15 protein-coding genes are annotated in these 14,282 nt (G+C 50.2%); 10 read left to right on the top strand and 5 right to left on the bottom strand.

Translation table 11 applies throughout. From position 1 onward, the window contains the following. Nucleotides 1-125: 125 nt before the first annotated feature. The 10 genes from KNQ03_RS06610 to KNQ03_RS06565 all read left to right on the top strand — a co-directional run bounded on the left by KNQ03_RS06610 (nucleotide 126) and on the right by KNQ03_RS06565 (nucleotide 7,949). A complete protein-coding gene (locus KNQ03_RS06610) occupies nucleotides 126-1,334 on the top strand; it encodes a helicase-related protein (protein ID WP_214723944.1) in 1,209 nt (402 codons plus the stop codon). A 140-nt stretch (nucleotides 1,335-1,474) separates the two neighbouring features. Next, complete coding sequence (locus tag KNQ03_RS17260) at nucleotides 1,475-1,972, top strand: ComF family protein (protein WP_371743241.1); 498 nt, start codon at nucleotides 1,475-1,477, stop codon at nucleotides 1,970-1,972. Nucleotides 1,973-2,431: 459 nt separating this feature from the next. Further along, complete coding sequence (flgM, locus tag KNQ03_RS06600; RefSeq protein ID WP_047393186.1) at nucleotides 2,432-2,680, top strand: flagellar biosynthesis anti-sigma factor FlgM; 249 nt, start codon at nucleotides 2,432-2,434, stop codon at nucleotides 2,678-2,680. Nucleotides 2,681-2,776: 96 nt separating this feature from the next. Continuing rightward, nucleotides 2,777-3,184: a flagellar protein FlgN gene (locus tag KNQ03_RS06595; RefSeq protein WP_050678734.1), complete on the top strand. Its 408-nt coding sequence runs from the start codon at nucleotides 2,777-2,779 to the stop codon at nucleotides 3,182-3,184. A gap of 12 nt (nucleotides 3,185-3,196) precedes the next feature. After that, nucleotides 3,197-4,723, top strand: a complete 1,527-nt coding sequence (flgK, locus tag KNQ03_RS06590) for a flagellar hook-associated protein FlgK (protein ID WP_214723940.1) — start codon at nucleotides 3,197-3,199, stop codon at nucleotides 4,721-4,723. Nucleotides 4,724-4,730: 7 nt separating this feature from the next. Continuing rightward, complete coding sequence (gene flgL / locus KNQ03_RS06585; RefSeq protein WP_214723938.1) at nucleotides 4,731-5,669, top strand: flagellar hook-associated protein FlgL; 939 nt, start codon at nucleotides 4,731-4,733, stop codon at nucleotides 5,667-5,669. Between the two features lie 13 nt (nucleotides 5,670-5,682). Beyond that, nucleotides 5,683-6,261, top strand: coding sequence for a DUF6470 family protein (locus tag KNQ03_RS06580; RefSeq protein WP_214723936.1), 579 nt, complete (start codon nucleotides 5,683-5,685; stop codon nucleotides 6,259-6,261). Between the two features lie 4 nt (nucleotides 6,262-6,265). After that, the gene (gene fliW / locus KNQ03_RS06575; RefSeq protein WP_244290058.1) at nucleotides 6,266-6,706 is read left to right on the top strand and encodes a flagellar assembly protein FliW; all 441 of its coding nucleotides are present in this window, start codon (nucleotides 6,266-6,268) and stop codon (nucleotides 6,704-6,706) included. Then, complete coding sequence (gene csrA / locus KNQ03_RS06570; protein ID WP_029342527.1) at nucleotides 6,706-6,930, top strand: carbon storage regulator CsrA; 225 nt, start codon at nucleotides 6,706-6,708, stop codon at nucleotides 6,928-6,930. Before fliW ends, csrA begins: the two co-directional genes overlap by 1 nt. A 194-nt stretch (nucleotides 6,931-7,124) precedes the next feature. Further along, nucleotides 7,125-7,949, top strand: coding sequence for a squalene/phytoene synthase family protein (locus tag KNQ03_RS06565; RefSeq protein ID WP_029342526.1), 825 nt, complete (start codon nucleotides 7,125-7,127; stop codon nucleotides 7,947-7,949). A gap of 50 nt (nucleotides 7,950-7,999) precedes the next feature. On the opposite strand, the gene KNQ03_RS06560 is transcribed toward KNQ03_RS06565, so the two are convergent. The 5 genes from KNQ03_RS06560 to KNQ03_RS06540 all read right to left on the bottom strand — a co-directional run bounded on the left by KNQ03_RS06560 (nucleotide 8,000) and on the right by KNQ03_RS06540 (nucleotide 14,249). Then, nucleotides 8,000-8,167, bottom strand: a complete 168-nt coding sequence (locus KNQ03_RS06560) for a hypothetical protein (protein ID WP_167507589.1) — start codon at nucleotides 8,165-8,167, stop codon at nucleotides 8,000-8,002. Nucleotides 8,168-8,182: 15 nt separating this feature from the next. Further along, complete coding sequence (locus KNQ03_RS06555; protein ID WP_214723934.1) at nucleotides 8,183-9,079, bottom strand: alpha/beta hydrolase; 897 nt, start codon at nucleotides 9,077-9,079, stop codon at nucleotides 8,183-8,185. Between the two features lie 23 nt (nucleotides 9,080-9,102). Then, nucleotides 9,103-9,984, bottom strand: a complete 882-nt coding sequence (locus KNQ03_RS06550; RefSeq protein ID WP_035410093.1) for a YitT family protein — start codon at nucleotides 9,982-9,984, stop codon at nucleotides 9,103-9,105. Between the two features lie 86 nt (nucleotides 9,985-10,070). After that, nucleotides 10,071-12,896: a sensor domain-containing protein gene (locus KNQ03_RS06545; protein ID WP_214723932.1), complete on the bottom strand. Its 2,826-nt coding sequence runs from the start codon at nucleotides 12,894-12,896 to the stop codon at nucleotides 10,071-10,073. A gap of 198 nt (nucleotides 12,897-13,094) precedes the next feature. Continuing rightward, complete coding sequence (locus KNQ03_RS06540) at nucleotides 13,095-14,249, bottom strand: hypothetical protein (RefSeq protein ID WP_214723929.1); 1,155 nt, start codon at nucleotides 14,247-14,249, stop codon at nucleotides 13,095-13,097. Between the last annotated feature and the right edge of the window lie 33 nt (nucleotides 14,250-14,282).

Here is a 14,282-nt window from a genome sequence, read left to right as displayed (position 1 = left end):
AAACCGTAACGTATGACGTTACCTCGAATTCTGCGAGTCAAAAGCTCAAGTTGAGTAGTGGAACGCTCACAAGGAGATACCGAACGTCCGCGAGAAAGAGACGAAACAGAAAAGGAGAGATGACGATGGATCTTCGAGGACGACTCGTGCCTGTTGAATGGATAGACACACCACAAGTGACATACCGATTCAGACCAGCCGTGACATGGCGTTGCCAACGATGTGGCGCGCTTCCAGTGCGAGGGGACTGTACATGTGGCAAAGCCTGTTATTATTGTCGGAAATGTCTCGCTTACGGCAAACTGAGAAGCTGTGGACGACTCGTGACGGATCAGCGGGCACTTGATCCGGTGACACCGGCACAACATGGACCATTGACGTTGACGCCGGCGCAACTACGCGTTGCTCAAGCAATTCAACGAACGGTTCTAACTAACAAACGGCTTCTCGTCCATGCCGTGTGCGGCGCCGGGAAGACACCGATGCTTTTCCCGGGGATCGCAGACGCTCTCGCTAGCGGACGCCGTGTGCTTGTCGCGGCACCACGTGCAGACGTCGTCCGGGAATTGACGGGACATTTGAAGCGGGCATTCGCCAACACTTCCATCGTCTCCTTGTACGGTGGTTCGTCGGATCGTCTTGAGCTAGGGGACATCACGGTCAGTACGACACATCAATTGATTCATTATCGGAATTGTTTCGACGTCGTCTTTTTGGATGAGGTCGATGCGTTTCCGTACCGGCTCGACCGGACGTTACATCGATACGTCAAGCGCGCGATGACGAAAGATGCCGCGCTGATTTTATTGAGTGCAACGCCTTCGTTTTGGCATCGACGGTTTCCGACGGTTCGGCTGATGCGACGCTATCATGGCTATCCGTTACCGGTCCCAAAGCTCGTCGTACCGTATAGCGAACAGATCGTGTTCGATTGGTTGGCGCGTCATAATGCTGTACCACGGCTCGTCTTCGTCTCACGGATCGCGGAGCTCGAGCGATGGCAAAATCGATTCGCGACAGCGGGCTATGACGTCGAGACCGTCCATGCTGCAGACTCGGAACGAGTCGAGAAGGTCCAGCGTTTTCGACAGTCGACAGGAATCTTACTGACGACGACGATTCTTGAGCGGGGTGTGACGATCGAAAACGTTCAAGTCGCGATTCTTGATGCTGATCAAGGGTTCAGTACGGCAGCCCTGATTCAAATCAGCGGACGAGTCGGACGATCGTCGGCATACCCGGATGGTGACATTTTATTTTGCGCCAATGACCGGAGTGATGCGATGTACGAAGCGATCCATCACATCAAGAAAGCAAATGCTGTGCAACCATGAATCGATGTCTATTCTGTCAAGAGGTCTATCTACCTAGTTGGGAACTCGGAAATCTCTGGACTAGGCAAGTGACCTGTCCGACCTGTAAAATAAAGTTTGTAAAAAGAGGGGAATGTGTCGATTGTGGAAAGCCGGGTCCAGTGCGCTGTTCAGACTGCGCAGAATGGCGAAGACAAGGGTTGACGCTCCAAACAGCACCTCTTTATTTATACAATGATGCAGCGAAGAATTTCATGTATCGCTTCAAGTTTCTCGGTGATACTGCGTTGCTTGAGATGTTTACCGATGACTTGAAGAAGGTAAAAATCAAGCAAGCAATTCTTGTGCCGATTCCGTTAAGCACGGAACGTCTCTCAGACCGCCGTTTCAATCAAGCGGAGCTGATTGCACGTCGGATGCGCGGAAAGATCGTTCCATGTTTAAGTCGTCTGGATGGTCCAGAACAAAGTAAGGCAGGACGACAAGCGCGACTTGCGCGTAGCAATCCGTTTTGCGTAACGAATGACGTCAAGGGGAAGAACATCGTACTTGTCGATGATGTCTATACGACAGGTGCGACGCTTCGCCAAGCGATGTTTCGCCTCAAGGAAGCGGGAGCGAAAGAAATTTCTGCTGTAACTTTATTTCGAAGTGTTTAAGAAAGTAACATTCCTGCCGATACTCTATGTGAGGTGAAGGAAATGGATGTCATCAATTGTAAATCTTGCGGGAAGTTAGTCGTGCGTCAATCTTCAGAACTGTGTATTGATTGCATACGAAAGGATCATACGGATTTTGAGAAGGTACGCGAATTTCTGCGAGAACGACGAAAAATCCGAACTTCACCTAAAGATGTCGAGATCGGAACGGGTGTTAGTCGAGATACCGTCTTCCGTTACATCAAGGAAGGGCGTTTATTGATCTCCGAGATTTCCCAGATGGAAATCATGTGTGAGAGTTGCGGGAAGCCCTCCCGTGAAGGCACGATTTGTGCCACATGTCGTGATCGTTTAAGACGTGACCTCGCCCAGGCGATGCTTGACTCTTCTGACTCTTCGAAACCAAGGACGTATCGGACTTGAACTAAGAATCTTGTAGTCTAGAAAGCAGGTGTTCACATGCGAATTGATTCTACGAAATGGGTGAACATGCCCAAAACGTACGAAAGAACTCAATCAGTAGAAGGAACAAAAAACCAACGTACGAATCGTCCGGATGAAGTCAGTATCTCTACAGAAGCGCGTGCGCGTTTCAACGAGACACAGTCGTCACGGACTGAAAAGATTGAATCCCTCAAACAGGCGATCCAGGATGGAACCTATAAACCGGATGCGAAAAAAATCGCGGAACGTTTCTTGAACCTGTAAGCGGGACATCGTAGACAATGGAGGCGACTCGGGGCACGGATGCGCGGGTCGTTTTTTATATGAATGGAACCTTTTCAATTCGGAAGGAGAAACCGAATGCAACTCATCAATCAGCTCAACGAGGCGCATGCTCATTTACTTGCGCTCGCAGAAGAAAAGAAGCAAGTCTTGATTGCAAATGACATGCGTCGTTTGTCTGAAATCGTTAAAGAAGAACCCGTACATATCAAACGGATCGAAGGACTAGAACAAGAGCGGCTCGCACTGATGGGGAGCGTGACGATGACGGAATGGATCGCGACGCATCCGGAAGATGTCGACTCACTCCGAACGTTGTTGCAGACGATCGGTCAATTGCGACAGCTCAACACACTAAACGCGGAGTTGCTGGAGCAATCCCTGTATTATTTGGATTGGCATCTCCAACTCTTGATTCCAGAAGCGGACGACTTCACATACGGACAGTCCGCACTGAACCAGACACACTTCAATCGAAACGCGTAAGGAGGAATACGGATGGGATCGACTTTCATGGGGCTTGAGACAGGACGTCGGGCATTAACGACGAACCAGTGGGCTCTGCAATCGACTGGAAATAATATTGCGAACGCCGGAACGGAAGGATTCTCTCGCCAGCGTCTCGTCATGGGAACGACGGAACAACTTTCGATTTCACTTGGATCTGGACGAAATGGACAAGTCGGAACTGGGGTCCGCGGAGAAATGCTCGAGCGAATTCGAGACGTCATGCTCGATAAGCAGTACCGGGATGAAGTGACGAAGGTCTCTTATTACGGTACGAAACAAGCGGCATTCGGGCGGATGGAAGATATCATCAATGAACCGTCTGACACCGGTCTTGCAAAAGCATTCGATGGATTCTGGGAATCACTCCAGACCTTGTCGACGAATCCGCAAGATTCAGGTGCACGCAGTGTCGTCCGACAAAAGGCGGAGACTCTCACGCAGACCTTCAATTACATGGCAAAAGCGATCAATCAAGTCAAAACAGACTTAAAAAGTGAAATCGAGGTCTCGACGAAAAAAGTCAACGACCTCTTACAAAAAATCCATAACATCAATACGGAAATCCACGTTGTCGAACCGCTTGGTGCTTTACCAAACGCACTCTACGATGAACGAGATCGTTACTTTGATGAGCTTGCTCAATATGTCGATTTCGAAAAAGTGACAGTAGATGCTCAGGCGATCGAAACAGGACAGATGGGGAATGCGTTGCGCAATGCGGAAGGGCGCATCGACGTCAACATCAAGTTTCCGAACGGGGACAAGCTGCTTGCTGTCGACTCCGATTTACCGAAAGCGGACACACTGACGTTCACGACGAACGAACAGGGACTGTACACCGGCTTTAAGTCTGAGACACAGACGTATACGTTCGATCAGCTCGGCGGCTTCTCAACAGGACGTTTATCAGGACTAATTGAGATGTACGGGCAAGAGCGAGACGGAAAAGCCGTCGGGGAATACGTCAAGATGGAAAGTCAACTCAATGAGATGGCAAAGACATTCGCGAATGCCTTTAACGCTGCGCATGCGACGAACTTGAAGAAAGATGGTACAGCGGGATCAAATGCCTTCTTCGCATCAACAAGCGGTGACATCACGGCAGCAACGATCTCCGTCGGTTCGGACATCAAGGCTAGTCTTGATAACATCGCGACGTCGACGGACGGTAACATCGGGGATAGTCAAGGGGCATTGAAACTGGCGAAGATGAAGACAGCGAGCATCGAATTCACGGAGTCGAAAACGACGACGACGATCGGCTCGTTCTATCAAAACGTCATCGGCGATATGGCGGTCTCGACCGATCAGGTCGGACGCCTTGGTAAGAGTGCTGCTGTCTTGATGGAAAGTGCGGATCAGCGCCGCATGTCGATGTCTGCCGTCTCGATCGATGAAGAGATGACGATGATGATTCAGTATCAACACGCTTATAATGCAGCAGCACGAAATATTACGACCGTCGATGAGATGCTTGATAAAATCATCAACGGTATGGGACTCGTAGGACGGTGATGAATAGATGAGAGTAACACAAACGATGTTGACAAAAACGAATATCGGGCACTTATCCTCAAGCTATCAGCGCTTGAGCACGCTTCAGGAACAATTGATCAGTGGGAAGAAGATTCAACGTCCGTCTGAGGATCCGGTCGTTGCGATGCAAGGCGTGCGTTACCGGACGGAAGTACGAGAAGTCGAACAGTTCAAGAAAAATGCCAACGAAGCAACGGGCTGGATGGACTTGACGGATTCTGCCCTTAACGAAGTCACATCAGCGATGAGTCGGATTCGTGAGTTGACGACACAAGCGGCGACGGATACGTATGATGCTACACAACGTAAAGCGATCCAGAGCGAAGTCGGTCAATTGATTGAACACATTGGGACGCTCGCGAATACGAAATACAATGAAAAAGGCATCTTCAACGGAACGAAGACGGATACGGCATTCGTCTCGATGGACGGATTGCGTGATTACTTAGCGAGTACAACTGGTCCTGTTGACGGTGTCTTCACGGATGGTGATCCGACAGGTAAGGAGACGGAATCCATCAAATATGAAGTTTCTTCTGGTATCGAAGTCCAAGTTAACATTTCACCACTCAGCGTCTTTGGACCGGAAACGTTCCAAACGTTGAAAAAAGTCTACGATGCACTTGGAACGAACGCTGATAACAACGGGGCTACCTTATCCGGGATGTTGAAAGATATCGATGAGATGGTCAATGGAACGGTCGAGACACGTGCTGATCTTGGGGCACGGGTCAACCGGATGGATTTGAACACATCACGGCTCGAGGATCAGGAAATCATCGCGAAGACGGTCATGTCGGATAACGAAGACATTGAGGCGGAAAAAGTCATCATGGAGCTGAAGTCATACGAGACGTTACACCGCGCAGCACTCAGCGCCGGGGCACGAATCATTCAGCCGACATTACTCGATTTCCTACGATAAGGGGTGAAGGCAGATGAATCTTCCGCATCTTGAAATACGTCAGACGGCGGCACGAATCGGGATGAACATCACGCGTCCGCAAATCGAGCAGAAGCAGACACCTGCCTCCCTGTCGATCGAACAACCACGTGGGGAACTATCGATTGAAACCGTCGCGGCGCGCCTTGAGATCGATTCGACGCAAGCCTGGATCGAGATGGGGCGCGTTCCTGCGCTCGAATCCGTTCGGCAGTATGCTACTTATGGACGACAAAAAGGGCAGGAAGCTGTTGCGAGACGATCCTCTGAAGGCGATCAACTGATGCGAATCGAGCAGGGCGGTGGAACTGTCGCGCGGATTGCGAAAGCCAATGATACACCACCTGCTGAAGTGACGACCCTCGGATTCATTCCGCGGAGCCTCGATCGAGTCAAGACGACCTATACACCGGCTGAGGTGCGACTAAGTTATACCGCGAATCGTCCGAAAATCGATGTTGAAACGCATCGACCGGAACTGACTGTGAAAGAAGGTCAGGTCGACATTTATCTACAAGAACAAAATCAACTGAATATGTGGCCGGTTGGCGGCATATTCGATGGGGAAGGATAACGACATGCAGATCGAAACGGATTTTTTTGGAACCATTACGATTGACGAGACGGAAATCATCACCTTCGCGTCCGAATTACCAGGTTTTCCGGAAGCAAAACGATTCATCTTGCTCCCGTTCGGAGAAGGGGTCCCGTTCTGGTCGTTTCAATCGATTGATCAGCCGGAGTGTGCCTTCGTCGTGACGAACCCGTTCTGGATTGATCCGGAATATGTCTTCGAGTTACCGGAGGCAGCAAAAGAGCAACTCGGAATCGAGGATACGGCGCAAGTCGCCGTTTATACGACGGTCACATTACGGGATCCGTTCACGACGTCGACGACGAACTTACGAGCACCTTTCGTCATGGAGACGAAACAACGGCTCGCAAAACAAATCATCCTAGACGATTCATACACGAATCGTCATCTGATCGGTAGTCTGACGGAAGTAGGTGGTCGCTGATGCTCGTACTTAAACGAAAGACGGGAGAAGCGATTCAAATCGGTGACGACATCGAACTGACGATTCTTGCAATCGAAGGCGATCAAATCAAGATTGGTATCAAGGCGCCACGGCAAGTTGATATCCACCGGAAGGAAGTCTACTTGTCGATCCAAGAGGAGAATACGGAAGCGTCCCGTAGTACTGGATTGATTGGACAACTCTTGAAACAACAGGAAAAATGATTCCATTTGAATGTCATCGGAACGTATCTTTTTAATGAACGATGCGCTTTAAACGAGGACGAAAAGACTCCCTTTGCCCGAATGTGCTGCAAAGGGAGTCTTTCTTATCATGAAACAAATGCTGAAACGCGTTGAATCGTGTATAGTAATGAAGAGAAAAGAAACCTTTTGAGCCAAAGAGGGAGTTGTCAGGAATGAATGAGACGAAGCAGCTGAAAAAAGACGCGAACCGTGTATTAAAAGCGACGAGTCGCACCTTCTATATCCCGATTAGTCGACTATCGCAAGACTTACAGGAAGCGGTCGGTGCTGCTTATCTATGCATGCGTGCCATCGATGAGATTGAAGACCATGAGGACTTGGCGACGGACGTCAAGACGATGTTGCTTCGCGAGACAGCGTTATTGATGCGGGGCACGTTCTCCGCTACGACCTATCTCGAGTTGATTGCGCCCTACACGGCGCACCTACCGGAAGTGACACTCCGTCTACCGGAGTGGATCGCCTATTGTCCGGCCGCAATTCGTCCGAAGGTCCTCGATTCGACGGCGGAGATGGCAGAAGGGATGGCTGTCTGGGCAGAGCGTGACTGGACGGTCGAGACGGAAGCGGATCTTGACGAGTATACGTATTATGTCGCCGGACTCGTCGGTGTCATGTTATCCGACATCTGGTACTGGAAGGCTGGTATCGTCACTGATAAACAGCAAGCGATCGGATTTGGTCGTGGTTTACAAGCCGTCAACATCCTGCGTAACCAACAGGAGGATGCGGAGCGTGGTGTCGGTTACTTCCCACCTGGTTGGACGACGGATACGATGTTTGCTTATGCGCGCGAGAATCTCGCAGAAGCCGATGCTTACCTTGCGTCCATTCCGAAGGAGACGACGATTTATGAATTCTGTCACATTCCACTTGCACTCGCACATGGAACGCTGGATGCCCTTGCAAAAGGGAAAGAGAAACTCAGTCGTCCGGAAGTCTTGAAGATTGTCGGCGCTGCCGTACTAAAACGATAAGCACAAACAACAGCCGCTCGTTTCCGTCAAGGAAGCGAGCGGCTGTTCGTTTAACGTAATAAGTAAAGAGCTAGTCCGATTAGGGCAGAGCCGGTCCAAATCAAGGCTATCGTTCGTCCGTACGGTAAACGATAGCCGGCACGGCGGGAGACGAGCAGTCCGATTGTCATGACTATCAGTGCGACGAAAAAGGTCAGGAACAACGATAACTGTTGCATGTCAATCTCCTTTCATCAATGCAGATCTGACAAGTACGTCATGACTTTCTCTTCATATGCTTTCCGGTCGTGCGCATACGACTGGACGTGTCCACCATTTTCCGTCACGTAGAGCTCGGAGCGCGGTGCCGCCTTTTGAATCTTCATGCTTTCCGTGACCGGAATCGCATCGTCGTCCTTCCCGTGGATCAACAGGATCGGATACTCGATCCGTCGAACCGCTTCAATCGGTTTCACCCGTTCTGGATTGAGGCCTGTCAGAGGTGGCGTGATCTCCAGGATGATCGGGGTGAACGGGAAGTTCGGTAATCCGCTCCAGACAGGCAGATTCGTTGCGAGATAGTTCTCGAGATCGCTAAACGGGCTGTCGGCGATGACGCCGACGACGTCCGCCTTTGGAGCGGTCACGAGTGATGTTGCAGCGCCCATCGAGATACCGTAGAGGACGACTGGTTTTGAAGACCGTGACTTCGCGTAGCGAACGGCCGTCAGCAAATCATCTTGTTCCTTTGCACCGACTGTGACACGTTTTCCGTCCGATTCACCGGACCCGCGGAAATCAAATGTCAGGACGTTATAGCCCGCGTCGTGGAACTTCTTGAATAACGGGAAGATCGGAACATCTTCTTGCTCCCGGTTCTTGCCGTAACCGTGGGCGAAGACGACCGTCAGTTTTGCATCCTCACTTGGCATCCACCAGCCGGACAAACGTGTCCGGTCTTTATAGGAGCGGAAGGTGACGTCTTCATAGTCGAGTCCTTCCGCTTTCTTTGGTGTCGTCGTCAAGGCTTCTCGTCCCGGTTGCGTCAACGAGGAGCCGACATAACCGGAAATCCCGATGACGACGATGACAGCAAGCGTCACGATGACGATCACGCCACCGATGATTTTCTTACGATGTTTTTTCCACACCCGTGTTCCTTCCTTTCATTCGGTTAATGGATATCTTTTTTCTTGAAGCGACCGCCATGGACATCATGGATGTTGCCGATCGCAATGAAGGCTTGTTCATCGAAGTCACGGACGATGTCTTTGAGTTTTGATTCCTCGAGGCGACTGATGACGCAAAAGATGACTTTTTTACCGTCGCCGGTGAAGGCACCTTCTCCGTTTAAGTACGTCATGCTTCGACCTAGTCGATCCATGATTGCAAGACCGATCTCTTCGTAATTCTCCGAAATGATCCAGACACTCTTCGACTGATCGAGTCCGTCGATGACGACATCAATCGTCTTGAAGGCAACGAAATAGGTGATCAACGAGTACATCGCCCGGTCCCAACCGAAGACGAAGCCAGCGGCGCCGAGGATGAAGACGTTGAAGAACATGACGATCTCACCGACTGAAAACGGCGTTGAGCGGCTGAAGGAGACAGCAAGAATCTCGGTTCCGTCGAGTGATCCACTCGAGCGGATGACGATGCCAACGCCGATTCCAAGAATCAAGCCACCGAAGACGGTCGCGAGCAAATCCACGCTCGTCAGCGGACCGATGTGCTCGAGGAGTTTTGTTGCGATCGCCATGACGAAGATGGCATATAACGTCGACAGGGCGAACGTTTTTCCGATTTGTTTGTAGCCAAAGAAGATGAATGGGATGTTCAAGAAGAACAGCCATAAGGCGAGCGTCGTATCGGTCACTTTTGAGCCGATGATCGAGATCCCGACGATTCCACCATCGATGATGTTATTTGGAACAAGGAATCCTTTCAGTCCAAGCGCGAAGATGATGGCACCGATCGTCAGCATCAATAATCGTCGAAAGAGCTGACCTTTCGTAGAGCGGCGATGATGTTTCGTAGGTAGTGGTGACTGCATGCCATTCCTCCCTTCAGAAGTAAAACGCTTTACGATTACTATAACAAAAAAGCACGAAGACGTGTGTGAACGTCTTCGTGGAGAGATCAAGGGCGATAACGTAACGACTGGAAGAACCGCATGATCTGTTCCGCTTCTGTCGGATTCGTGTATTCGCCGATATATTGTTCATCTTCCTGTCCGGTGATCGTCACCGTACACGTGACGAGTTGTAATCCTTCACTTAAGCGAACCTCAAACGTCGCATCCGACAACGGTAACGGTGTCTTCGTTGAAAAGTAGAGCGCCCGCGTACTCGTCTGATGGGCTTCGATGTCCGAAAAAGGAAGTTCGAATGGTCGTTCATGATGCGTTAACATGCGAACCTTTCCTGAGACAGAGAAGCGAGGAACCGTATCGCTCGACAAGGAACAGGCTTCGATCGGATACAAGATCTCGCGCAAGAGGAACGATTCCATGACGTCCGCTGGCACCGGGCGACTAAACAGGTAGCCTTGGATACTCGGACAATTGAGCGTCCGGAACGTATCGAGCTGACGAAGTGTCTCGATGCCTTCTGCGACGACCGTTAGATTGAACTCACCTGCCATGTAGAGAATACTTTTGACGATCGCTTGGGCTTTGGCGTCATCCGTGATGTGGGTTGCGAACTGTCGATCAATCTTGATGACGTTGATCGGATACCGTTGCAGATAGACCATCGAGGAATAGCCTTTCCCGAAGTCGTCGAGTGCGATCCGAACGCCGATCCGACTGACGTATTCAAGCGTCCGACTCGTCATCGGGTCATCCATGATCAAGGCCGCTTCCGTGATTTCGAGTTCAAGTAATTCAGGTGCGAGCTGATACGTCGATAGCATCCGCTCGATATGATGTTCAAAACCAGGAATCAAGAATCGTTTTGGTGAGACGTTGACGGAAATCGGAACGAGCTCTGCGCCTGTTGCTTTCCAGTGTTGCATCGAACGACACGCCGTCTCGACGACCCAGTCCCCGATTGCGACATGTAAGGCACTCTCTTCAGCAAGCGGAATGAAATCGTTCGGGGGAATGCGTCCCCATTCCGGGTGTTGCCAGCGAATCAATGCCTCGAGACCGACGATTTTTCCGGTCCAGCTATCGACTTTCGGCTGATATTCGAGGAACAGTTGATTACGCTCAATCGCATAATGCAAGTCCTGCTCAAGACGATAGCGTCGGTAGTAATCGATATCAAGATTCGATGCGTAGTGGTGCATCGCGCTGTGGTTTTCACGACGTGAGCGACGTAAGGCGGTATAGGAATGCTTCAATAATTCGACAGCGTCCGTACTGTCTTCCGGATATCGGCTGACCCCGACCGAGATTCGCGCGAACAAGGCATACGGTTCGATCGAGATCGGTGTTTCCGATAAGTCGAGTAGTGCCTCAGCACATGTCGTCACGTCCTGTTTATAGCTCGTCGGTACGAGCAAGGAGTACTCATCGCCACCAAGGTGCCCGAGAAACGTCTCGTCCGGTTTTGTTTGTTGTAATAAGGCTGCCGTTCCTTGTAGCCACTGATCACCGGAACCGTGTCCGAAGGCGTTGTTGATCTCAGCGATCCGGTTGAAGGAGACAGTGAGGACGAAGAACGATTGATTCTTTTCTTGCCACGCGTCAATCGTCTCGATGAGTGCTTGCCGATTCGGCAGATGTGTCACGGCGTCACGCAAAGCAAGCTGCCTTAATTGTTCCTCGTACGCTTTTTGAAGCGTGATGTCATGCATGATGCTATTTGTGTAAGCAATCGTGCCGTCTAGTTGGAAGACCGGGATCTGTTGGTCCTCGATCCATTTGACGCGACCATCCGGGAAGTGAAGACGATACTGGATCGTACCCGCCTGACCGTCGACTAACCGTCTAATGAACTGTTTCATCGCCGCGTGATCACGGACGTCCAACCGTTCAAACAACCACTCACGACTAAGAATTAAATCCTGCGGCAATTCTTCAAAGATGTGCAGGAAACCTTGTGAGTGAAAGAGGATTCGTCCCGAGAACAAGTCGATTTGTGAGATCGCGGCATTAACGGCTTCGTAGATTTCACGTGCCTGTGCCCGTTCCGTGACGAGTTGACGTCGCGCTTCGTCGACTTCCGATAAATCATAGAGGACGACCGATAGATGATCTGGATGATGTGGACGATGAAAGGCTTTCAAGCGCAACAGCTGATAGGTATCGTCAGCGGTCAACAGGGAGACTTCCATTTCAAAACGTTCCTTTTCACCCGCAATCAAACGTTCCATCTCGAACCGGAGCGGATCGAAGTCACGTGGATGAATCCGACTAAATAACTGTCCTTGGTCAAGCGTCGTCGCGTTGACTTCTGAAAGACCTAAAAAATGCAATAAAGCGGGAGAAAACTCGATTGTTTGTGTGTTGACGTCGAAGTGAAAGACGACGAGTTCCGGAATCTGTTCCGTCAGTTCAAGTTGAGAACGAATCGACGAGACATCTTCTTCGAGTTGTTTTTCACGTGTGATATCGCGTGCGACTCCGTAGACACCGATGACTTGTCCGTCTTGTTCGACTGGCATGTTCGTGATCTTTAATGTGACCCGGTGTTGGTCAGCATGAAGTCCTTGCGCCGTATAATGAACGGTCTCACCGTTTAAGGCACGCGTGAAAAAGGCAGTCACCGCTTCAATCTGATCAGGCGGATTGAACACAGCGAAATGCTCATAGAGCGTCTCAGCGGAATAGCCGAGCATGTCTGGTAACTGTTCATTGAAATAGATGATCGTTCCAGAGGCATCGAATAAAAAGATTGCATCTGTCTGTTGCTGAAAGAAGGCTTCCGCCGTTTCCGGACGGGACACTTCCAGTCCACCGATATAGAGTGGGGCTGTGTCGGATTGACGAATCCGATTCATCGCTTCATGAAAAGCCATCCACGTCACCTCCTTACAATACTAGCGTTCTCTTTACTAGTATCGGGTGTAGGAAATGGAAATTGCAACCTTCGTTCAAGGAATAGACTTATTTTTCAAAAAAGTGAACCAGTATATGAAAATCATGATTAAAAGACATCTGTCCTAAATCGAACACAAAAAAGCCGAAACTCTCATGAAAGAGCTTCGGTCTCATCCTTAAATCGCTAAATCGACGGACGTGTCACTGGCATTTGGATCGGTATCCGTTCCTTGATCCGGTGCGCCCGGCATGTCGCCGTCCGGACCAGGTCCGTGTCCTCGACCATGACCACCATCGCGTGCTGGTCCTTTCTTCAAATCAGCGTAGCTTGAGACTTCATCCGCTCGAGACTGGATGTGTTCCTTGATCTGCTTCGCTTGTTTGTCTGTCAGCTTGCCATCTTTGACTTGTTGATCAATCGCAGCAGTTTGAGCTGTCAGGACGGCTTTCTCGAAATCGGCGTAAGCGATCTTGTTCGCTTCCGCGAATTCAGGTAATGATTGCTTTGCAGCTTTAAATTTCGCTTCATCGAGTCCAAGTGCTTTTAAAATTGCGGATGTTGAATCACCAAAGACACCACCCGGTCCATGGTCGCCACGCTTACCGTGTTCGCCGCGATCCGGAAGATCGTCGTAGCTCTTTGCATCCTTATATTCCTCTGTCAGTCGAGACTTGATTTCCGTTGCTTGCTTTTTCGTCATCTTCCCGTCTTTGACGAGTTGATTGAGTTCACTTGTCTGCGCCGCAAGCAATGCTTTTTTATAGTCGGCGAACTTGATCGACTGTGCCTTCGCATAAGCAGCAAGCGATTGATTCGCTGCGTCGAACTTCGACTGGCTCAGTCCGAGTGCCTTCAGGACGTCAGCAATCAATGATTCATTGAAGAAACCTGGTCCACCGTGGCGACCCATCGGCATCTTGTCTTTGAGTTCAGCGTAGCTCTTGACGCCACTGAACCGTTCCGTTTGACGCTTCAAAATGTCGTCTGCTTGCGTTTGCGTTAAGTCGCCTGATTTAACGAGACTTGCCAGCTGCTCCTTCGCTGCTGCGAGTTCTGCTTTTTTGTAATCAGCGAACGAGATTCCTTTTGTTTTTGCGAGATCGGCGATTGATTGCCCTTTTTCCCGGGCAGCATCTGCCTCAGCTTGTGTCAGGTTCAATTTTTTCAAGAGTAGCGTCATATCATGTTTTTTCATACCTTCGAAGTGGTGCCCGTGTTTCGCTTGTTTTGTCGTGCTCGAGTCGTCGTTCGTCGCAGCGTATGCTGATGCGCCTCCGACTGTTAATGCGCTAATTGTCAATGCAGTGATCCATTGTTTTTTGAATGTCATGGGATGATCACTCCTTTCACCTTTTATGGTAGA

The organism is Exiguobacterium sp. s143 (assembly GCF_018618895.1).
Taxonomy (GTDB): domain Bacteria; phylum Bacillota; class Bacilli; order Exiguobacteriales; family Exiguobacteriaceae; genus Exiguobacterium_A; species Exiguobacterium_A abrahamii.
This window is presented reverse-complemented; position numbering and strand designations above follow the sequence as displayed.